Annotated in this window: 15 protein-coding genes; 10 read left to right on the plus strand and 5 right to left on the minus strand. The window is 63.8% G+C overall.

The annotated features are described in order from the left end of the window. The first annotated feature begins 78 nt into the window (after positions 1-78). The 6 genes from GJ700_RS29085 (at position 79) to GJ700_RS29110 (ending at position 10,795) form a co-directional block, all read left to right on the plus strand. Positions 79-3,921 (plus strand): M48 family metallopeptidase, encoded by a 3,843-nt coding sequence (locus tag GJ700_RS29085; protein ID WP_154380634.1) that lies wholly within the window; start codon positions 79-81, stop codon positions 3,919-3,921. A gap of 55 nt (positions 3,922-3,976) precedes the next feature. After that, positions 3,977-5,533, plus strand: coding sequence for a S41 family peptidase (locus GJ700_RS29090; protein WP_154380636.1), 1,557 nt, complete (start codon positions 3,977-3,979; stop codon positions 5,531-5,533). 144 nt (positions 5,534-5,677) lie between these two features. Beyond that, complete coding sequence (locus GJ700_RS29095) at positions 5,678-7,108, plus strand: sensor histidine kinase (RefSeq protein ID WP_229507312.1); 1,431 nt, start codon at positions 5,678-5,680, stop codon at positions 7,106-7,108. After that, positions 7,105-8,526, plus strand: coding sequence for a hybrid sensor histidine kinase/response regulator (locus GJ700_RS29100; RefSeq protein ID WP_154380639.1), 1,422 nt, complete (start codon positions 7,105-7,107; stop codon positions 8,524-8,526). Before GJ700_RS29095 ends, GJ700_RS29100 begins: the two co-directional genes overlap by 4 nt. Before the next feature lie 68 nt (positions 8,527-8,594). Next, positions 8,595-10,355, plus strand: a complete 1,761-nt coding sequence (locus GJ700_RS29105) for a M14 family metallopeptidase (RefSeq protein WP_154380641.1) — start codon at positions 8,595-8,597, stop codon at positions 10,353-10,355. 155 nt (positions 10,356-10,510) lie between these two features. Further along, entirely contained in the window at positions 10,511-10,795 is a 285-nt protein-coding gene (locus GJ700_RS29110) for a hypothetical protein (RefSeq protein WP_154380643.1), read from the plus strand. Between the two features lie 30 nt (positions 10,796-10,825). Here the strand turns inward: GJ700_RS29110 and ttcA are convergent, their stop codons facing one another. Genes ttcA through GJ700_RS29125 form a run of 3 tightly spaced genes read right to left on the minus strand, consistent with a single transcriptional unit; the run spans position 10,826 to position 12,975 of the window. Beyond that, positions 10,826-11,761, minus strand: coding sequence for a tRNA 2-thiocytidine(32) synthetase TtcA (ttcA, locus tag GJ700_RS29115; protein ID WP_154380644.1), 936 nt, complete (start codon positions 11,759-11,761; stop codon positions 10,826-10,828). Further along, positions 11,761-12,159: a dihydroneopterin aldolase gene (locus GJ700_RS29120; protein ID WP_154380645.1), complete on the minus strand. Its 399-nt coding sequence runs from the start codon at positions 12,157-12,159 to the stop codon at positions 11,761-11,763. Before GJ700_RS29120 ends, ttcA begins: the two co-directional genes overlap by 1 nt. A gap of 27 nt (positions 12,160-12,186) precedes the next feature. After that, positions 12,187-12,975 carry an SDR family oxidoreductase gene (locus tag GJ700_RS29125; RefSeq protein ID WP_154380646.1) on the minus strand — a complete coding sequence of 263 codons (789 nt, stop codon included), beginning with the start codon at positions 12,973-12,975 and terminating at the stop codon, positions 12,187-12,189. Between the two features lie 32 nt (positions 12,976-13,007). Here GJ700_RS29125 and GJ700_RS29130 point away from each other — a divergent pair, with 32 nt between their 5' ends. Next, positions 13,008-14,171 (plus strand): class I SAM-dependent methyltransferase, encoded by a 1,164-nt coding sequence (locus tag GJ700_RS29130; protein ID WP_154380648.1) that lies wholly within the window; start codon positions 13,008-13,010, stop codon positions 14,169-14,171. A gap of 125 nt (positions 14,172-14,296) precedes the next feature. Continuing rightward, the gene (locus GJ700_RS29135; RefSeq protein ID WP_154380650.1) at positions 14,297-15,259 is read left to right on the plus strand and encodes a J domain-containing protein; all 963 of its coding nucleotides are present in this window, start codon (positions 14,297-14,299) and stop codon (positions 15,257-15,259) included. A gap of 107 nt (positions 15,260-15,366) precedes the next feature. On the opposite strand, the gene GJ700_RS35925 is transcribed toward GJ700_RS29135, so the two are convergent. Beyond that, positions 15,367-17,043, minus strand: coding sequence for a methyl-accepting chemotaxis protein (locus GJ700_RS35925; protein WP_154380652.1), 1,677 nt, complete (start codon positions 17,041-17,043; stop codon positions 15,367-15,369). Between the two features lie 7 nt (positions 17,044-17,050). Then, positions 17,051-17,542 carry a chemotaxis protein CheW gene (locus GJ700_RS29145; protein WP_154380654.1) on the minus strand — a complete coding sequence of 164 codons (492 nt, stop codon included), beginning with the start codon at positions 17,540-17,542 and terminating at the stop codon, positions 17,051-17,053. A gap of 227 nt (positions 17,543-17,769) precedes the next feature. Between GJ700_RS29145 and GJ700_RS29150 the strand changes: the two genes are divergently transcribed. Further along, positions 17,770-19,365: a DUF3369 domain-containing protein gene (locus tag GJ700_RS29150; RefSeq protein ID WP_154380656.1), complete on the plus strand. Its 1,596-nt coding sequence runs from the start codon at positions 17,770-17,772 to the stop codon at positions 19,363-19,365. Positions 19,366-19,518: 153 nt separating this feature from the next. Then, positions 19,519-21,051, plus strand: a complete 1,533-nt coding sequence (locus GJ700_RS29155; protein ID WP_154380658.1) for an HDOD domain-containing protein — start codon at positions 19,519-19,521, stop codon at positions 21,049-21,051. The last annotated feature ends 4 nt before the right edge of the window (positions 21,052-21,055 follow it).

Below are 21,055 nucleotides of genomic sequence, written 5' to 3' on the forward strand. Positions count from 1 at the left end.
TGGCGGCTGCCGGTGTTGTTTTTTTAAATAGTCAATCCGCTAACTATCCAATACAATTTCCCATTGGACACATGGGAGATGATCATCGACACCACCGCTACTTCCACCACCCTGGCGACGGCGCCGGAGGGTTTGCTGGAGCGCCTGACGCAACCTTCCGCCGCTTACAAGCGCAGCGCGCGGCTGGCCGTGGCCGGCCTGCTGGGTTTTGTGCTGCTGTATTTCGCCATGGCCGGCTGGTTCTTGTGGACCGCGTACCGGCTGGTGCTGGTGGTGCAGCATTCCGGCAACAACGGCTTCTGGCTCGGCGTGGGCGCGCTGTGCGCCGCGTTCTTCGGCCTCTTCATGCTGAAAGCCGTGCTGTCGATCCGCAAACCGCTGCCGGAAGGCTTGACGGAAGTGACGGCCAAGGAGCAGCCGAAACTGTTCGCCTTCCTGCATGGCCTGGCGGACCAGGCCGGCGCGCCGCGTCCGCACCGGGTGTTCCTGTCGAACCGGGTCAACGCGGCCGTGTTTTACGATCTGTCGCTGCTGAACTTGATTTTCCCATCCAGGAAAAACCTGGAAATCGGCTTGCCGCTGGTGAACGTACTGCCGCTGGGCGAGTTGCGCGCCGTGCTGGCGCATGAATTCGGCCACTTCGCGCAGCGGTCGATGGCCGTGGGACGCTGGGCTTATGTGGCGCAGCAGGTGGCCACGCACCTGGTATCGCACCGCGATAAATTCGATGGCTTCCTCGATGGCCTGGGCCGCATCGATATCCGCCTGCGCCTGTTTGCGTGGCTGCTGCAACTGGTGGTGTGGGCGATCCGCTCGCTGGTGGAATCCGCGTTCCGGGTGGTGATTGCCATGCAAAGCGCGCTGTCGCGCGAAATGGAAATGCAGGCCGACCTGGTGGCTGTGTCGCTGACGGGCAGCGATGCGCTGGTGCATGCGCTGCACCGCCTGAACGCGGCCGATGACGCCTGGGGCCGCGCGGTGTCGTTCGTGCATGGCGAAGCGGCGGAAAAGCGCGCCACGCGCGACGCGTTTGCCGTGCAAAGCCATATCACGCAGCGCATGGCCGCCATCCTGGACGACCCGCTGTATGGCCGCGTGCCCGAGGTGCCGGCCGAGCAGCCGGAATCGCACCGTGTTTTCAAGACCAGCTTCGCCCAGCCGCCGAAAATGTGGCAGACCCACCCGCTCAATCACGAGCGGGAAGCCAACGCCAAGCGCGTCTACGTGCCGGTGGCGATCGAACAGACCAGCGCCTGGTCGCTGTTCGACGACCCGGCCGGCCTGCGCCAGCGCATGACGGCGCAATTGCTGGACGGGCGCGCGGCCGATGCGCCGCCGCTGGACGAGACGGACCTGGAAACGTCGCTGCGCAAATTGGGCGAGCAATACCGCCGCGAACAATACCACCGCCGTTATTGCGGTATTTATTTCGGCCGCGCGCTGACGCGCCATGTGGCCAGGGCGTCGGAACTGGTGGCGCCGGAGTCCGCCGCCGAGGGCGACGCATCGCAGTTTTATCCGCCGTCGCTGCGCGCGGACGTGGCGCAATTGCGCGCGCTGGCCGATGAGCGGGACCAGTTGCAGGCGCTGGTGGCGGGTGTCGCGGAATTGCACGGCCGCAGTATCCATGTGCGCGGCGCCGAATACCGCCGCAAGGACTTGCCTGCCGCGCTGGCGCAAGTCAAGGAAGACATGGCTGCCGTGGAAGCGCGCCTGCGTGCGCATGACTTGCGTTGCCGCAGCTGGCACGTGGCGACCGCCGCGCGGCTGGGCGGGGGCTGGGACGCTTACCTGAACGGCTTGCTGGCGCTGCTGCATTACTGCGAGCATACGGAAGCCAATTTGTCGGACGCGTATGGTTTCCTGCTGAATGCGACGGGCGTGGAAACCGCGACGCGCCGCGTGTCGGACAAGGGCATTGCGCGTATCCAGGGCGCCGCCAATGCCTTGCACCTGCTGCTGGAATTGCAGTACCAGCAAAGTACGGGCGTGGTGCTCGATGCGCAGCTGGTGGCGCGCCTGGAATTGCAGGGCAACTGGAAAGAAATGCTGGGTGAATTCCATCTGCCGCAGGCGGAGCGGGAAAATCTCAATGACTGGATGGGGGCGATCGGCGGCTGGGTGGGCCATGCGACCGGCGTCTTGCTGGCGGTGCGCTCCGCCGCACTGGAGCAATTGCTGCTGACGGAAACCCAGGTGGCGCGCCAGGCGCACCAGGGCGCCGCCTCCGAAGTCACTGCGGAGACCGCGCCGGAACCGTCGCGCGTGCCGGGCCGCTATGAATTGCTGCCACAGGGCGGTGAACGGGAACGCCAGACCCAGCTTGGGCTGTGGGCCCGCTTCCTGCGAGCGGAAGGCATCGCCCCTGCCACGGCGCGGCTGGCGGCGGCGGGTGGCATCGTCGCCCTGGTGCTGGGGGCCGGCAGCCAGCAAAGCGACGCCACCCTGACGGTCTATAACGGCCTGGGTACGGCGGTGCGGGTGGTGGCGGATGGCCATGAAACCACGGTGGCGCCGCAAGCGACGGCGCAACTGCCCATCGCGCCGCAAGACAGCCACCAGCTGGCCGCCTACACGGCGAACGGCCGCCTGATCGAACAGTTCGACGCCAATGATGCGGGCGGCGCGGCCGTCTACAACGTCGCGGGCGCGGCGCCACTGATGGAATGGACCGCCACCTATGGCCGCGCGGGGCAGGTGCCGGACCGCCGCCTGGGCGCCCCGCGCTGGCTGGGCAGCCACGCCGACGTGCTGTTTGCCAAGCCGCCGGAAAAAGTATCGTCGCGCAGCGGCAGTACCCGCACGGTGCTGGAAGGGATGGCGGCGCTGGCGCCGTCGGAGCAGGTGCAATTGCTGCCCGATGACGCGGAGCGCCACCGCGTCATCCTGTTGCACGCGCGCTGGGACGAGACGCGCCGGCCCGCCACGGCGGAATGGCTGGCGTATGCCGCGGGGATTCCGGAGACCAGCAAGGCGGGCGCCGAACTGCTGGCCAGCCGGGTGCGGGCGGCGCCGGACGACGTGGTCCTGTTGCGGATGGAGCAGGATGCGGCGGGTGGCGGGCACGCGGCCGTGTGTGCGCGCCACATCGCGCGCGCCAGGGCCGCTCCCGACAATGCGGACCTGGCTTACCTGGCCTTGCGCTGTGCGCCGGACGGCCCGCAAAACGATGCGGCGTTCCGCCAGGCGGCGCAGCGCTGGCCCAACAATGCCTGGCTGCGCAATGCGGTGGGCTGGGATTTGCTGCGCAACGGCGACTTCGCGGCGGCGGAAGCGCACGTCGACTTCGCACGCAAGCAATTGCCATCGCTGGCGGCGGAACAAAGCCTGATGCTGGCGCGTATCCAGCGGCTGCAGCGGGGCTGGATGGATTTTGCGGCGCTGTCGCCCGCGTCGGCCCGGCTGCGGCACCTGTCGGCGCTGGAAGACGGTTATGGCGAGACCAACGCCCCGACCCGCGCCTACGCCCAGTTGAACAAGGGGGCGCTGGCCGCCGCGCTGGCGCTGACCGATGACGTGCCGGAAAAAGCGCGCGTGCTGCGCCTGACGGCGGCATCGGACGGCGCCGGGCAGGAAACCATCAAACGCGCGCTGGCATTGCCGCCCGACCAGGGCATGGATGAGGCGACCATCTGGGTGGCCGTGGCGCTCGCCATGAAGCATGGCGCGCCCGTTGCGCCCTACCTGGATGCGGCCCGCGCCCGTTTCGGCCCGGAACAGCCCCGTATCAGCGCGTTCCTGGACGCCGTGCGCGCCGGCAAAGGGCAGGGGGCGGAATCCCTGCTGCAGGGAACCCATCCGGAAGCGCGCATGCTGGCCTACAGCGCGGCGCTGGTGCTAGCGGGCGACAAGGCGCCTGCCGCCTGGCGGCTGGCAAGCAAGCGTTTATTATTTGCCAGCGAACGGCCGTATTTCCGCTAGCAACGTAATGTAACAACGGGGTGGCAAGGCCAGTCTGCCACCCTATAATGCGTGGATGAAGATCGCATATTTTTCCGCGCTGGCGCTGGCCGCCGCAGCCTTGTTGAGCGCCTGCGGCGGCGCCGATCAATCCGGTCGTGTCAACGCACAGCGCCAGGGTGGCGCCGTGCCTGCCGAAAGCCAGGCCACTTCCGAACAGGTGGCCGCCGTGCAGCGTGTCATGGCGGGGGCGGAAGCATCGCTGCCCGCATCGGCGGCTTACCAGCACCTGTGCGCGGCGCCCCGTGTCGCGGACGCCACGCATTACTACCCGGACCGCCAGGGCACGATGGGGGATGAAAAAACCTTCCTGCGCCTGTGGAGCGATGAAACTTATCTGTGGTACAACGAAATCCCCGGCGCGGACCCGGCCGGCTACGCGACCGCCGCCGATTACTTTGCCGTCCTCAAGACCCCGGCGCTGACCGCCAGCGGCAAGCCCAAGGACCGTTATCACTTCACCTATGACAGCGCCAAATATGACGAACTGTCGCGCGGCGTGGAACTGGGCTATGGCTTGTCATTCATGCGCAATGCCGCGCCGAATATTCCCCGCGAGTGGCGCATCGCTTCCGTTGCACCGGGATCTCCCGCGGAAAAGGCGGGACTGAAGCGGGGCGACCGGCTCGACCAGGTCGATTACCAGGATTTCGTCTGGGCGGGCGACAGCGCAACGGTCGATCTGCTCAACGCGGGCCTGTTCCCCTCCAAGGCGGGCGACACCCATGAAATGATCTTTTCCCGTGGCCTGCAAAAGCTGATGGTCTTCATGCAGGCCGCGAAAGTCGACGTGGCGCCGGTGCAGAATACGCGGGTGCTGGAAACGTCGACCGGCAAAGTCGGCTACATGACGTTCAACAGCCACAACGTGGTATCGGAACTGCAATTGATCGAAGGGTTCAAGGCATTGGCGCAAGCGGGCGTGGATGACCTGGTGCTGGACTTGCGCTATAACGGCGGCGGCTTGCTGGCCGTGGCCAGCGAAGTGGCGTACATGATTGCCGGATCGGCGCAGACGACCGGCAAGACGTTTGAACTGACGCTCAACAATGGCAAGGGCAAGCCGGAAACGCCGCTGATTTTCCTGCCGCTGTCGATGGGCCTGAACGCACCCAAACCCGCCCCTTACCTGAAGCCGCTGCCCTCGCTGAACCTGAAGCGCGTCACCATCCTGACGGGCCCCGGCACGTGCTCGGCCAGCGAATCCATCATCAACAGCCTGCGCGGCATCGATGTGGAAGTGAACCTGATCGGCGGCCAGACGTGCGGCAAGCCGTATGCGTTCTATCCCACGCCCAATTGCGGCACCACGTACTTCACGATCCAGCTGCAGGGTGTCAACCACAAGGGTTTTGGCGATTATGGCGACGGGTTTGCGCCGACCTGCCAGGTGGCCGATGACTTTACCCGCGCGCAGGGCGACCCGGAAGAGGCATTGCTGGCGGAGGCGCTGCATTACCGCCGCACGGGCAAGTGCAGCGCGGCCAGCGTGCGCGCCAGGGCCGGCGGCATGGCGCCGCAGCCGGTGCCGGTTCGCCATCCCGTCAGCGAAATCGCCATTCGCGGCTTCTGACCGCTGCCCTGAGTGACAAAAACAACGGACGGTATTTGCCGCCGGTAGCTACATTGTAGAATGGCTTACTCCCGGGTAAGCCGTTGCAACGCTGCCCGTGCAATCCTGCGCAAATCAGCGCAAATCAGCGCTCGTGAGGCGACAATGGTTAACTGGTCGGATGTGGCATTTAACCTGTATCCGCATGGCTATTGCCTGTCGTGGCAACCCGGCCTGCTATGGCTGCATGCGGGGGCGGACCTGGTGGTGTCGCTGGCGTATTTCGTGATTCCCGCGTATTTGCTGAAACTGGTGCGCCAGCGCCAGGATTTGCAGTTCAGCTGGATGTTCGTGCTGTTCGGCGTCTTTATCCTCGCGTGCGGCGCCACCCACGTGATGAACCTGTGGACGTTGTGGCGCCCGGATTACCTCGTGGCTGGCATGGTGAAAGTGGTGACGGCCATCGCCTCCGTGGGCACGGCCATCGCGCTGGGGGCCTTGCTGCCGGCGGCCGTTGCGTTGCCGGGGCCCGCGCAATGGGAAACCGTGCACCAGAACCTGCGCCGTGAAATTGCCGAGCGCAAGGAGGCGGAACAGCAAGTGAAGCATTTGAACCTGGAACTCGAACAGCGCGTGCGCGACCGCACGGCCGAGCTGGAAACCGCCAATCACCATTTGTCGCTGCTGCACGAAGAGCTGGAGCAGCGCATCCGCGACCGCACGCGCGAACTGGAACAGGCGCAGGCCGATTTGCTGGTGGCGGCACACCAGGCCGGCATGTCGGAAATTGCCACCAACGTGCTGCACAATGTCGGCAATGTGCTCAACAGTGTGAATGTGTCGGCCAATGTCATCGGCCACAAGGTGCAGGCATCGGAAGCGTCCGGCCTGGCGCGCGCCGTGCGCCTGATGGACCGGCCCGATGGCGACCTTGCCACGTTCCTGTCCGAAGATCCGAAAGGAAAACTGTTGCCTGCCTATCTTGCCAAGCTGTCCGATGCTCTGACGGAAGAACAGCACAGCATTGCCGAGGAAGTGGCGTCGCTGATGTCCAGCGTTGAACATATCAAGCAAATTGTCGCGATCCAGCAATCGTATGCGGGCGTGGCCAGTTTGTCGGAAGACGTGGCGCCGGCGGCACTGCTGGACGATGCGCTGCGCATGAGCGCCGATGCGCTGGAACGGCACGGCGTGACGGTGCGGCGCGAGGTGGAAGCGATGCCGGTATTGCCGCTGGACCGCCACCGTACGCTGATGATTTTGCTGAACCTGATCAGCAATGCCAAGTACGCGATGGAAGGCCGGCCGGAACCCCGCGACATCACGGTGACGCTGGACCAGCCCGCGCCGGACCGGCTGCGGTTTTGCGTCAGCGACACGGGCGTCGGCATCGCGGCGGCGGAGTTGACGCGCATCTTCGCCCATGGCTACACCACGCGGCGCGGCGGCCATGGCTATGGCTTGCACAGTTGCGCCATCGCCGCCCGTGAAATGAATGGTGTACTGACAGCGCACAGTGATGGTCCCGGCAAGGGCGCCATCTTCACGCTGGAGTTGCCCGTCTTGCCGGCACAGCGGAAGGATGGCCGAGCATGATCAAACTGGCGCCCAACCTGCGCGTGCTGGTGATCGACGACATGCCGTCGATCCACGACGATTTCCGCAAGATCCTGTGCCCGGCGCCGTCCGCGCGCAGCGAAGTGGCGGCGCTGGAAATGGCGCTGTTCGACGATGCCCCGCCACTGCCGGCCTCCGGTGCGGCTGCCGCGCAATATGAGGTGGAGTTTGCGCTGCAAGGCCAGGAAGGCGTGGCCAGGGTGGATGCAGCGCTGACGGCGGGACGGCCGTTTGCGCTGGCCTTTGTCGACATGCGCATGCCGCCCGGCTGGGATGGTATCGAAACCATCGAGCGGCTGTGGCGCCTCGATCCACAATTGCAAGTCGTTATCTGCACGGCCTTTTCGGATTACTCGTGGGCGGAGATGTTACGCCGCCTCGACGTGCGCGACCGTTTGCTGGTGCTGAAGAAACCGTTCGACAGTATCGAAGTCAGCCAGATGGCCTGCACGTTGACCGCCAAGTGGAACATGAGCCTGCGCGCGTCGCTGCAAATGAGCGGGCTGGAAGATGAAGTGCTGCAGCGGACGTCGGAACTGCGCCGCACCAACGCGGCGCTGGAATCGCAGATGGTTGAACGCAAGCACCTGGAAAACCAGATGCTGCGGCAGGACAAGCTGGCGTCGCTGGGGCAGCTGACCACCGGCATTGCCCATGAAATCAACGGGCCGATGGATTACGTGTACGCCAACCTCTCGACCCTGGCGGAATACTTCAATGCCATGCAAGCCATGCTGACCGCCTACGGCAAGGAATTCGGCGCCATGCCGGACAGCCCGGCGCGGCTGCGCCTGGACCAGCTGTACGACCGGCTGGAGCTCGACTTCCTGCAGGACGACGTGCCGGTGCTGATGGACCATTCCCGCCTCGGGATCGAGCGGGTGCGTGCGATCGTGTCGGATTTGACGGATTTTTCGCGCGTGAATACCGCCGAGCCGTGGCAATGGAGCGACCTGCACCGCGGCATCGACGCCACCCTGAACCTGGCCTCCAGCGAACTGCGCGCACGCGCCGACGTCGTCAAGGAATATGGCGACTTGCCGGAAATCGAATGCCAGCCATCGCACCTGAACCTGGCCGTCATGCATTTGCTGGTCAACGCGGCGCAAGCCATGGGACGCGAGCGCGGTGTCATCCATATCCGCACGGGACGTTCCGGCCACGGCCTGGTATGGCTGGAAGTGGCGGACAATGGCAAAGGCATTCCGCCCGAAGTACAGCAGCGTATCTTTGAACCGTTTTACACGACCAAGGTGAAAGGAACGGGGCTGGGCCTGGCCATTGCCAGCGGCGTGGTGCAGCGCCATGGCGGCAATATGGAAGTCCACAGCACGCCGGGGGCGGGTTCCACCTTCCGCATTTTGCTGCCGGTGCGCCAGCCATTCCGCACCGGCTGAGCAAGGTATCGTTTGCTTGTCTATAATTTCCGGCTGTTTGATCTTTATCAACCTCCGGAGACTTTTTGATGAAACGCTGCGCCCTGCTGCTCGCTTTGTCCGCCGCTGTTCCCCTGGCCTTTTCCCAACCTGCCCTGACGACTGTCTCCGAACGTTCGGGTTTCCAGGCCACGGGCCGTTATGACGAAGTGCAGCGGCTGTGCCGCGCCTTCCAGCAAGCCTATCCCAAGGCCGTGCGCTGCTTCGAGTTCGGCCGCACACCGGAGGGGCGGCCGATGCTGGCGCTGGCCGTGTCGCGCACGGGCGCGCTGACGGCGGCGCAGGCGCGCAAGCAGAACGTGCCGGTGCTGCTGGTGCAGGGCGGCATCCATGCCGGTGAAATCGATGGCAAGGACGCCGGTTTCCTGGCGCTGCGCGAAGCGCTGGAAAACAAGGCGGCGCCGGGCGCGCTGGACAAGCAGGTGCTGCTGTTCGTCCCCGTGTTTAACGTCGATGGCCATGAACGTTTCGGCCCGAACAACCGCCCCAACCAGCGCGGCCCGGTCGAGATGGGCTGGCGCACCACGGCGCAGAACTACAACCTGAACCGCGATTACGTGAAAGCGGACGCGCCCGAGATGCAAGCCATGCTGGCGCTGGTCAACCAGTGGGATCCGCTCGCGTATATCGACCTGCACGTCACCGATGGCGCCAAGTTCCAGCCGGACGTGTCGATCCAGGTCGAACCCGTGCACGGCGGCGATGCGGCGCTGATGCAATCCGGCGTGGCGCTGCGCGACGCCGTGATGGCGGACTTGCGCGCGGCGGGTTCCGATCCCAAGCATTTCTATATTTCGTTCGACAAGACCGACGATCCCACGTCCGGCTTTGTCGACAGCATGGCGCCACCCCGCTTCTCGACCGGTTATTTCCCGCTGCGTAACCGCTTTGCCATGCTGGTGGAAACCCATTCGTGGAAAGACTATCCAACCCGCGTGCGCATCACGCGCAACACCATCGTGTCGCTGTTGTCGCAGGTGGCGGCCCACGGCGCCGTGTGGAGCAAACAGGCGCGTGAAGCGGACCAGCGCGCGCTGGCGCTGGGCGGCCAGCCGGTTCCCCTCAGCTACAAGGCGACAGACAAGGTGCGGCTGATCCAGTTCGCCGGCTATGAATACACGCGCACGCCGTCCGACGTGTCGGGCGCGCTGTGGACCCGCTATGACGAGAGCAAACCGCAAATGTGGACTGTGCCGCTGCGCGACGAAGTGGTGCCGGACTTGCAGGTGGCGGCGCCCGCAGGCGGCTATATCGTGCCGGCCGCGTGGGCGGAACAGATCGGCGCCAAGCTGAAACAGCACGGCATCACGTACAAGGTGCTGGACAAGGAACTGGGCAAGGTCGCGGTGGAAGCGTTCCGCGCCGACACCATGAAATTCAATGCGCAATCGTTCGAAGGCCACCAGTCGGTGACGGTGACGGGGGCATGGAAGGCGGAACAGCGCGACGTCGGCAAGGGCGCGCTGTTCGTGCCGTCCGCGCAGCCGAAAGTGCGGCTGGTGGTGGCCATGCTCGAACCGCTGAGCGCCGATTCGCTGCACACGTGGGGCGTGTTCAACACGGCTTACGAGCGCAAGGAATACATGGAAGAGTACGTGGCGGAACAGGTGGCGCGCGAACAGCTGGCGGCCGATCCGGCACTGGCGGCGGCCTTCAAGCGCAAGCTGGAAACGGATCCCGCGTTTGCCGCCAATCCGGAAGCCCGCCTGGACTTCTTTGCGCGCCGCCACGCGTCGTGGGATGAACGCTATCAGCTGTATCCGGTGCTGCGCAGCGCCGTGGTGCGTTGACTCTAATCATTGTCATTGGCGCGACACTCTGGGTCGCATCGGATAATTGCTGGTAAAATTGGAAATCAAATTATCAATTAGTTAATAGTAATTTGATACTGAGTTCCAGCATCGTCCAGCATTATCCAGATCCGCAGCTTTGAAGAGGTAACACCATGACCCGCACCGATAGCACCAGCCTCGACGGCATTCCTGATGGCGAGGTTGCGCCACGCGCAGCGCCGGTTTTTGCCAACGCCGCCACGCCGGAACAGGCGGCGGCGTTGTATGACGAGCAGAAACGCAAAGCCGCGGCGATGGAAGCGGCGCTGGGTGCGTTTGACGGCAATTTTGCCGCGCTGCCGACGATGTCGGTGCGCAGCCTGGATGACATGACGCGCGGCGGCGACTGGAAGCTGGCGCGCTCGCGCATCAAACTGGCGGAGCCGTCGGAAGACTGACGGCCCGCACGCGGGCGCTTTTCGCTGCGCTTATCCCTGCTGCAGCGGAATGATGCCCGGCACCGTGGCTGGCGTCGAGCACGGTTCTTCATCAAACGCGATATCGCCCAGCGGATTGGCCACACCATCGGCCTTGATCTCGGCAAAGCCGAACAAATCGCGGTCCATCAGGTGCGACGGCACCACGGTCGACAGGGCCGAGAACGTGTTTTCCACGCGGCCCGGCGTTTTCTTTTCCCACTCGCGCAGCATGGCCTTGATTTGCTTGCGCTGCAGGTTTTCCTGCGAGCCGCACAGGTCGCAAGGAATGATCGGGAAGTTTTTCACTTGCGCGTAGCGCTCCGTGTCTTCTTCCTTCACGTACGCCAGCGGGCGGATCACCACGTGCTTGCCATCGTCGGACACCAGCTTGGCCGGCATGCCTTTCAGCTTACCGCCGAAGAACATGTTGAGGAAGAAGGTTTCCAGGATATCGTCGCGGTGGTGGCCCAGTGCGATCTTGGTCGCGCCCAGTTCATCCGCCACGCGGTACAGGATGCCGCGCCGCAGGCGCGAGCACAGCGAACACGTGGTTTTGCCTTCGGGGATCAGGCGTTTGACGATGGAATACGTATCCTGGTTTTCGATGTGGAACGCCACGCCCAGTTCCGTCAGGTAGCGCGGCAGCACGTCGGCCGGGAAGTTCGGCTGCTTCTGGTCCAGGTTGACGGCGATGATGTCGAAATTGATCGGCGCCCGTTCGCGCAACGTCATCAGGATGTCCAGCAAGGCATAGCTGTCCTTGCCGCCGGACAGGCACACCATGACCTTGTCGCCTTCTTCAATCATGTTGAAGTCGCCGATGGCCTGGCCCACCAGGCGGCACAGGCGCTTGTGCAGCTTGTGGTCTTCGCGCGCGATTTTGTCGGCGGATTTGCCGGTGGCAGGGGTCTCCGCCGCCTGCAGGTTGTCAATTACGGCATTCATTACACGTCATCCTTGATGCTGAACACTTCCACGCCCACGCCCAGGCAATCCGGGTACACGTCGGGCTTCATGGTCGATACGCGCACGGCGCGCACGCGCGGGTGGGCCAGCATGGCCTTGACCACGTCGTCGCACAGGGTTTCCTGCAAGTGCACGTGGCCTTCCGCCATGCGGCGCGCGATGGTGTCGCGCATGAAGTCGTAGTCGACCACTTCGTGCAATTCATCGGCATGCGGCGTGGAGACGGCCAGCGGAATGTACAGGTCGACGTTGATGAGGACGCGCTGCTCGCCCTTCTTTTCAAATTCGTGCACGCCGATGTTGATCATCACTTCGTAATCGCGAAGGAATAAACGGCGGCAGTCTTGCAGGCGCGGGTGGGTGAGGGCGGACAACATGGTTGAACTTTCTACTAAAAATTGTAATTACTTGGCGAGGAACATCACATCGCGCGGCAAGGCCATCAAGTGCTGGCCGCCATCGACCAGCAAGGTGCTGCCGGTCAGCGCGGCGGCCCGGGCTGCATACAGCACGGCCTGGACGATGTCGTCCGGCGTGCTGGAGCGGCCCAGCGGCGTTTGCTGGTGCGCGTTGGCGAACCCTTCCTCGGTCTGGTCGCCGGACACCAGGGTGATGCCTGGCGCGATGCCGACCACGCGCAATTTCGGCGCCAAGGCCTGCGCCAGCAAGGTGGTCGCCGTATGCAGCGCAGCCTTGGACAGGGTATAGGACAGGAAGTCGGGATTGAGATTGTACAGTTTTTGGTCAAGCAGATTGATAACCACGGCCTGATGACCATCTTGCGTGGCCGCATGCAGCGCCTGCGCCAGCAGCAATGGCGCCGCCACATTGGCCGACATGTGCGACGCCAGCCGGGCCTGCGTGAAGTCGGCGGCGCTGTCATAGTCGAACAGCGACGCGTTGTTGACCACGCAGTGGACGGGGCCGAGCGCGGCGATCGCCTGCGGCAGCAGCGCCCGGGTCCGGGCTTCGTCGGACAGGTCGCACGGCAGCGCCACGGCGCGCCGGCCCAGTGCGCGGATCTGCTCCACCACTTGCAAGGCTTCCGCGTGCGAATGCCGGTAATGCACGGCAATATCCCAGCCCGCCTGCGCCATGCCCAGGGCAATGGCGCGGCCGATGCGGCGCGCGGCGCCCGTCACGAGCGCGACGCGGGGGGATTCAGAGTCGGGTATGGCGGTGGTCAAATTCATGGTCCGTGGTCAACATAATCTACAATGCCGGGATGTCCTTACCTGCACCCACCCCTGACGCGCTGGAAGCGTCCCAAGCCCTGCAACGCCTGATTGCCGCGGAAATCGCGCAGCAGGACGGCGCGAACGCGGGAGCCATCCCATTTTCCCGCTTTATGGAACTGGCGCTGTATGCGCCCGGCCTCGGCTATTACAGCGGCGGCGCCGCCAAGCTGGGAAAAGATGGCGACTTTACTACGGCGCCGGAAATGTCGGCACTGTTCGGCGCCACGCTGGCGCATTTGGCAGGCGCTATTATCGCCCAAAGTGCGCCCAATATCCTCGAATTCGGCGCCGGCACCGGCAAACTCGCATTCGATATCCTGACCGAGGCGCAAGCGTCCGGCATTGCCGTGGCGTCGTATGCCATCGTCGAACTGTCCGGCGAATTGCGCGCGCGCCAGCAAGCGCTGCTGGCGCCCTTCCCGCAAGTCCAGTGGCTCGATGCCTTGCCGGAGTCATTTGAAGGCGTGGTGTTCGGCAATGAAGTGCTGGACGCCATGCCCGTGCAACTGGTGAAGAAAACCGCGCACGGCTGGCGCGAACTGTACGTGACGGTGGCGGACGGCGAATTCGCCTATGTCGAACGGGAGCCGGGCGCCGCGCTGGCCGCGCAAATTGCCGCGCAAATTCCTGACCAGGAATACCTGGCCGACGGCTACACGACGGAAGTGCATGGCGCCGGTTGCGGGTTCATGGCCACCCTGGGGCAAATGTTGTCGCGTGGAAACAACGGCGCAGCCTTCCTGTTCGACTATGGTTTCCCGGCCCACGAGTATTACCTGGGGCAGCGCGATGCGGGCACGCTGATGTGCCATTACCGCCACCATGCGCACGGGGAACCGTTCTACCTGCCGGGCTTGCAGGACATCACCGCCCACGTGGATTTCACGGCCATGGCGATTGCCGCGCAGGATGCCGGCGCGGACGTGCTGGGCTATATGAATCAGGCTTCCTTCCTGTTGTCGGCGGGAATCGGCGACTTGTTGACGCGCACCGATCCGGCCGACGCCAAAGCGTATTTGCCGCAAGCCAACGCCGTGCAAAAGCTGTTATCGCCGGCGGAAATGGGCGAATTGTTCAAGGTGCTGATTGTCGGGAAAAACATCGAATTGCCGCCGCAAATTGCTGCCGCAGACCGCACTCACAAGTTGTAAGATGAAGAAATAGCACCGTTTACCTGCCGTGTTCGCTGCGCCTTGGCAATGGGAATCCGCTATGATATTTCGCCGGGCGTGGCAATCCTGCCGCGCGGCGCACAGCTCCAACAACGAACGTAACGATGGGAAAAGTACATTCTCACTATGACAACCTGAAGGTGTCCCGCATGGCGCCGCAGGAAGTCATACGTGCAGCTTACAAGGCGCTGAGCCAGAAATATCACCCGGATAAAAACCCGGGCGATGACAAGGCTGCGCGCATCATGGCGATCATTAATACCGCCTACGGCACGCTGTCGGATCCGCAAAAGCGCAAGGAACACGACGAATGGATCGCGGCCGAGGAATGGGAAATCGGCTGGCTGGAAAGCACGCACGACGATGGTGAAACCCGGCCGGCCGCGCGCGGCGAACACTGGCCGGGCCACGTGGGCGAACCGCGCCCCGTGAAATCGCGTTTGCGCCGCAACTGGAAGTGGGGCGTGGCGCTGGGTGTCGGCATTATCGGCGGCTGGATCGGCGGCGTGCTGTCGGCGGGACAACCCCGCTTGCAAGCCGCGCTGGCGTCCGCGCTGGGCGGCAAGAGTGAATTAAGCGCGACCATGGTGAGCGCCCATGTGCCGCTGCGTCCGGCGGAAGTGCAGCCGAAGCCGGATCCGCTGACCGACAGCTGGGCCGTCGTGAAACCCCATGTACCGGATGCCGCCGCGCGTCCCCCTGCCATCAAGGTGATGGCGCTGTCGCAGGTGGTGTTACCGGGCCCCTCGGCGCAACAGGATTGCGAAGCGGACCAGCCGACCCTGGTGGCGCCGAATGGCGAAGCGTGGCCCGCGCAATCGGGTTATGTGGACGGTTTCCCGATCGGCAACAAGGGCGACGACATGCAGCTGACCCTGGACAACAGCAACAATACGTCCGCCGTGTTCATCAAGGTGTTCGACCTGGAGCGCAAGTCCAATGTGCGCTATGCGTACGTGCAGCCGCGCGATACGCTGGTGGTGGACAAGCTGATGGCGGGGAAGTATGAAATCCGCTACCAGAACCTGGATATGGGGATAGACCGCGCCGGTTGCCGGCGCAAGTAGACAGGCCGTTCCGTTTGATTGCGCGAGGCGTTACTCCGTAGGGCGGCTTGGGTTCATCAAGCCGCCATGCATCCGTCAACGTGGCGCATGCATGGCTGTTCAAGCGCTTAAAACTCTTCCCAGCCGTCATTCTCCGGCGCCGCCTTGACCGGCGCTTTCACCGCCAGCTGCCGCTGCGCGGAGGCCGGCTTGGACGCCGCCTTGGGCGCAGGAGGTGGCGTTACCGCGCTTTCCCCGAGCAGCTTGAATATGCTGACCGACTGTGCCAGCGTACCCGCCTCGTCCTGCATCGATTGCGCCGCCGCGGCCGCCTGTTCCACCAGGGCGGCATTTTGCTGCGTCATTTCATCCATCTGCGAAATCGCTTCATTGACTTGCTCGATGCCGGCGCTCTGCTCCTGGCTGGCGGACGTGATTTCGCCCATGATGTCGGCCACCTGGCGCACCGACGTGACGATCAGCTCCATGGTCTGGCCCGCTTCGTTGACCAGCTTGGCGCCGCTGTCGACCTTGTCCACGGAATCGCCGATCAGCGTCTTGATTTCTTTCGCGGCGGACGCGGAACGCTGCGCCAGCGACCGCACTTCCGACGCCACCACGGCAAAGCCCCGGCCCTGTTCGCCGGCGCGGGCCGCTTCCACGGCAGCATTCAGCGCCAGGATATTGGTCTGGAAGGCGATGCTGTCGATCACGCCGATGATGTCGACGATGCGGCTCGAACTTTCCTTGATCGACCCCATGGTCTCGACCACTTGCGACACCACCTGGCCACCCTGTTGCGCCACGGACGAAGCGGAGATCGCCAGCTGGTTGGCCTGGCGCGCGTTGTCCGCGTTTTGCTTGACGGTCGACGTCAGTTCTTCCATCGAGCTGGCGGTTTCTTCCAGCGAACTGGCTTGCGATTCCGTGCGGCCGGACAAGTCCATATTGCCGCTGGCGATTTCACTGGACGCGCGCGAAATCGTGGCCGAACTGGCGCGCACGCCCGACACCGTCATCGACAGGCTTTCATTCATATGGCGCAAGGCCAGCAGCAATTCGCCGGTTTCCGTGCGGTCGTTGGCGTCGACCGCGATCGATGCCGTCAAGTCGCCGTCGGCCACGTTCTTGGCCACATTGACGGCCTTGTCCAGCGGACCGGTGATCGAGCGGGTGATCAGCACCGACAGCAGCGCCGTCAGCGCCAGGCCGGCGACGCCGATGGCGATCATCAGTCCGCGCGAAAACGCGATATCGCGCTCATTGCTGTTGCTGGCGTTGTCGATGTCGGCGATCTGCGTTTGCGCCATGGCCTTGGTGGCTTCCAGCAGCGTATTGAGGGCAGGGAACGCTTCGCTGTTCATTTGCTTGGCCGCGTCGTCCTTGCGGTCTTCCTCGACCAGTTCCGCGACCTTGATATAAGCGGTGGTGTACGTGGCCAGGGCGGTGCGGATCCGGGCCAGGCCATCCTTGTCGGTTTGCGTATCGGCGGTTTTTTCCATGGCCGACAGCGCTTCCTCGATGGTTTTCTTGTTGGCGTCGATGATGCCGTAGAACTGGCCGCGCTGGGCCTTGTCCGGCAGGATGAACAGGGCCAGGGTGCGGCCCGCGTTTTCACGGGCCAGCGCATCGACGGTATTGGCGGCGCGCGCGCTGACGAAGTCGAATTCGCGCATGTGGCGGTTGTCGCGGTCGATTGCCGTGAAGCGGGCGAAGGCGACCGCAATGACGATCACCAGCAGCACGACCATGATGCCGAACGCTGCGTTCAGGCGGGTACGGATGTTATAGCGGGACAGGTTCATGAAATAATCAGGCGGCAGTCGGATCGGTCAGGCCCATTTCCGGGCTGGTCATCAGGCGGTCGATGTCGACCAGGATCAGCATGCGGTCGTCGATGGTGCCCAGGCCGATGATGTATTCCGTCGAGAAGGCCGTGCCCATTTCCGGCGACGGTTTGACCTGGTCTTGCGTCAAGGTCGTCACGTCCGACACGGAATCGACCACCATGCCCACCACGCGGCCATTGATGTTCAAGATGATGACGACCGTGAACTGGTCATACACGGCTTCGCCCAGCTGGAATTTGATGCGCATGTCCACCACGGGGATCACGATGCCGCGCAGGTTGATGACGCCCTTGATGAATTCCGGCGCGCTGGCGATGCGGGTGACGGCTTCATAGCCGCGGATTTCCTGCACTTTCAGGATATCGATTCCATACTCTTCCTTGCCCAGTCTGAAAGCGAGGAATTCACGGCCTGCAATATCGCTGTCGGTATTTGCTGTGGTGGGGACTTGCATAATGTCATCCTTGTAACGAAAGTGGACGTGCGGCAGCGCCGCGCCAGACCATCAGAGTAACGGTTTTCAGTGCTTCCTGCAGAATGTTGCCAGGATGCGGCGCTGCCAGGAACAGGGGTTGTCATGGTATTAAATTCTGATTATGCTGGGAACTAGACGTGATGTGAGCGCCGCCTCGAGCGCGAACCGCACAGCCGCAATCCGGCCCGTGCGACCTGGGAGACTGTATGACCGATTCAACTGCCGCAGATGACAACTGGCTGCTCGACGAGGATGAAGATGAGACGCCAGCTGCCGGCCAGCCGTCCCCCGATCAGCGCCTCTGGCGCGTCCTGATTGTCGACGACGACGTCGATGTCCACGCCGTAACCCGCCTGGCGCTGCGCAATGTCAGCTTCAAAGGCCGGGAACTGGAATTGTTTTCCGCCCACTCCGGGCGCGAAGCATTTGAAATCCTGCGCGACACGCCGGACATTGCGCTGGTGCTGCTCGATGTCGTGATGGAAACAGACGATGCGGGCTTGCTGCTGGCGCGCCGCATCCGCGAAGAATTGCACAACTCCATTGTCCGTGTCGTGCTGCGCACGGGCCAGCCGGGCCAGGCGCCCGAGCAGCGCGTCATCATTGAATATGACATCAATGATTACAAGGCCAAGACGGAACTGACCACGCAAAAGCTGTTCACCACGGTGATTTCCGCGCTGCGCGCATACGAGAGCCTGAACATGCTGGAACGCTCGCGCATCGGCCTGGGCAAAATCCTCGCCGGCGCGACCAACCTGTATCAAATCCATTCGCTGCGCGAATTCGCTTCCGGTGTGCTGAACCAGGTCTCCGCCATTCTCGACGTGGGCGCGGACGGTGTGCTGTGCCTGATGCAGGGCGATACGGGACCGGCCACCGTGGTGGCGGCCACCGGCGGTTATGCGCCGCTGGCGGAAAACGAGCGCATGCCGCAGAACCACCCGTTGTGGCCCACCATTGCGAAGGCGTTTGCCGAGAAGAAAAGCCAGTTCGACCATCCGGCCAACGTGTTGTTCATCCACACGCAGGAAAACCGCGAAGTGGCGATTTCCGTCACCCCGCCATGGCCGCTGGCGCAAATCCAGCGCGACTTGCTGGAAGTGTTTTGCCAGCGCATCGCGGCGGCGTTCGACAACCTGTATATCTTCGGCCAGTTGCGCAAGGCGCAGGAAGCCACCGTGGTGGCGCTGGCCGACCTGGCCGAATTCCGCGACCGCGGCACGGGCGGCCACGTGCGCCGCGTGCAGGCGCTGTCGTCCGCCATCGCCAACCGCCTGAAAGAGCAGGGCATTTACGAAGATGAAGTGACGCCGCAACTGGTCGACATGATCGGCCTGGCCAGCATCCTGCACGACGTGGGCAAGGTGGCGACACCCGACCATATCCTGCTGAAGCCGGGCGCGCATACGCCGGAAGAGCGGGCGCTGATGCAAGACCACGCCGGCGTGGGCCGCACCATCCTCGAACGCGCCGCCAACATGGTCGATGGCGTCAGCTACCTGACTTACGGTGCGGAAATCGCTGGCGGGCACCATGAACATTTCGATGGCAATGGCTATCCGAATGGGTTGAAAGGCAAGCAAATCCCCATCTCCGCGCGCATCGTCGCCGTGGTCGATGTGTTCGATTCGCTGCTGCACGAACGGCCTTACAAGGAACCGTGGCCTTATCCGGAAGTCATGACGTACATAAAGGCGCGTGCCGGCGCCCAGTTCGATCCGGCCGTGGTGCAGGCGCTGCTGGACGTCATCGAGCGCGACCCGGAGCTGGGGCAGCAGCCGCCGCATGACGCGGCGTGACACTCTGACATGTTCAATTTGACACCCTGTGGCGGCCCAGCACCGCCGCAGGGATAATTCTCTCCAAATCCCACGGAATTCTGTTTCTTTCCTGCACCACCGGCATATACTTTCACATAGACAGCCGGGCGCGCCGCGCTTGCAGGAGACTTCATGAGCATCGCCTTTCAACCTCCGGATCAGCCTGCCCGGCCGGTGCGTGGACCGCTGCTGAAAAAGCTGTGCGGCGATGAAAACGTGTTTGCGCTGGGTGTGTCCGTGGCGCGCGTGGTGCAACTGATCGATTCCGACGACGGCGGCACGCACGACCTCGCGTACTACGTGCTGTCGGATGCGGGGCTGACGCAAAAAGTGCTGCGCCTGGCCAATACGCCGCAATACCGCACCAAGGCCGGCACGCCCGTCACCACGGTGTCGCGCGCGATTTCACTGCTGGGCTTTAACAATGTGAAAGCATCGGCGCTGGCCATGATGCTGGTCGATACGCTGATCAATACACGCCAGGAACAAAGCGTGCGCACGGAACTGGAAGCCGCGCTGTGCGCCAGCCTGGTGGGACGGGAAATGTCGCGCACGGGCGCGCACCAGGGCACGGAAGAAGCGTCCATCGGCGCGCTGTTCCGCAATATCGGGCCACTGCTGATTGCCGCCCACCAGCATGAACGCTACCGCGACATCGGGGCGCTGGTCACGGCCGGTACCCATACCGTCAACCAGGCGTCGCAATCCGTGCTCGGCAGCAGTTACGACACCTTGTCGGCCGCCATCCTCAACGAGTGGAAAATCCCGGACCCGATCGTGCGCTCGATTGCGCCGCTGCCGCCCGGCGTCGTGAAGGCGCCGCAAGGCAAGGCGGAATGGGTGCGCGTGGTGGTGTCATTCAGCATGGAAGTCGCGCGCATCCTGGCGCGCAAGGGTGGGCCTGCGCATGGCGTGCTGCAGGCACTGCTGGACCGTTATGGCGTGGCGCTGGGGCTGGACCGCGAGCAATTGGCCGCGTTGCTGGCCAATGTGCGCAGCGGCATGAACGATTTGCTGGATTCGATGCAATTGCGGCCGCGCGACCAGGAAAGCGAAGCCGATGACCATGTCTTGCCGGATGTGCTGTTGATGGCCACGATGAATGACAGCGACAGCGCGCCGTCCGGCGTGCATCCCAGCGGCAAGCCGCATAATGCGCGCGAACAATTGCTGGCCGGGGTGCAGGAAGTGGCGCAAATGCGCGCCGCTGGTCACAGCCGCTTGAATGAACTGATCCAGGCCGTGCTGGAAACCCTGTACCGCAGCATGGGCTTCCGTTTTGCCACGGTCTGCCTGCGCGATATGCGGACCAGCCAGTACCGCGCCCGCATCGCGTTCGGCGACGACCATGCGCAGCGCATGGCGGGCTTTACCTTCCCGCTGACGGGCGCGGACCTGTTCCACCTGGCGATGCAAAACGACGCCGACCTGATGATCTCGGAGGCGGCCACGCACAAGATCCGCGAATTGCTGCCGCCCTGGCACCGCACGTTGCTGCCGGATGCACGCAGCTTCATCGTGCTGCCGCTGGTGGTGCAGGGCCAGCAACTGGGCCTGTTTTACGCGGACCGCGCCGTGCCGGCGCCGGAAGGGGTGCCGCCGGACGAGGCGTCGCTGATCCGCGCGCTGAAGGCGCAGTTGATCGTGGCGCTGACGCCGGCCTGAGCCG

Origin of the sequence: Pseudoduganella rivuli (genome assembly GCF_009674485.1) — a bacterium.
Classification (GTDB): Bacteria; Pseudomonadota; Gammaproteobacteria; order Burkholderiales; family Burkholderiaceae_D; genus Rugamonas; species Rugamonas rivuli_B.

What these genes read in the sequence shown, in the direction of transcription:
- GJ700_RS29085 (WP_154380634.1), top strand. Translation starts at nt 79, where the DNA reads ATGATCATCGACACCACCGCTACTTCCACCACCCTGGCGACGGCGCCG.
- GJ700_RS29090 (WP_154380636.1), top strand. Translation starts at nt 3,977, where the DNA reads ATGAAGATCGCATATTTTTCCGCGCTGGCGCTGGCCGCCGCAGCCTTG.
- GJ700_RS29095 (WP_229507312.1), top strand. Translation starts at nt 5,678, where the DNA reads ATGGTTAACTGGTCGGATGTGGCATTTAACCTGTATCCGCATGGCTAT.
- GJ700_RS29100 (WP_154380639.1), top strand. Translation starts at nt 7,105, where the DNA reads ATGATCAAACTGGCGCCCAACCTGCGCGTGCTGGTGATCGACGACATG.
- GJ700_RS29105 (WP_154380641.1), top strand. Translation starts at nt 8,595, where the DNA reads ATGAAACGCTGCGCCCTGCTGCTCGCTTTGTCCGCCGCTGTTCCCCTG.
- GJ700_RS29110 (WP_154380643.1), top strand. Translation starts at nt 10,511, where the DNA reads ATGACCCGCACCGATAGCACCAGCCTCGACGGCATTCCTGATGGCGAG.
- ttcA (WP_154380644.1), bottom strand. Translation starts at nt 11,761, where the DNA reads ATGAATGCCGTAATTGACAACCTGCAGGCGGCGGAGACCCCTGCCACC.
- GJ700_RS29120 (WP_154380645.1), bottom strand. Translation starts at nt 12,159, where the DNA reads ATGTTGTCCGCCCTCACCCACCCGCGCCTGCAAGACTGCCGCCGTTTA.
- GJ700_RS29125 (WP_154380646.1), bottom strand. Translation starts at nt 12,975, where the DNA reads ATGAATTTGACCACCGCCATACCCGACTCTGAATCCCCCCGCGTCGCG.
- GJ700_RS29130 (WP_154380648.1), top strand. Translation starts at nt 13,008, where the DNA reads ATGTCCTTACCTGCACCCACCCCTGACGCGCTGGAAGCGTCCCAAGCC.
- GJ700_RS29135 (WP_154380650.1), top strand. Translation starts at nt 14,297, where the DNA reads ATGGGAAAAGTACATTCTCACTATGACAACCTGAAGGTGTCCCGCATG.
- GJ700_RS35925 (WP_154380652.1), bottom strand. Translation starts at nt 17,043, where the DNA reads ATGAACCTGTCCCGCTATAACATCCGTACCCGCCTGAACGCAGCGTTC.
- GJ700_RS29145 (WP_154380654.1), bottom strand. Translation starts at nt 17,542, where the DNA reads ATGCAAGTCCCCACCACAGCAAATACCGACAGCGATATTGCAGGCCGT.
- GJ700_RS29150 (WP_154380656.1), top strand. Translation starts at nt 17,770, where the DNA reads ATGACCGATTCAACTGCCGCAGATGACAACTGGCTGCTCGACGAGGAT.
- GJ700_RS29155 (WP_154380658.1), top strand. Translation starts at nt 19,519, where the DNA reads ATGAGCATCGCCTTTCAACCTCCGGATCAGCCTGCCCGGCCGGTGCGT.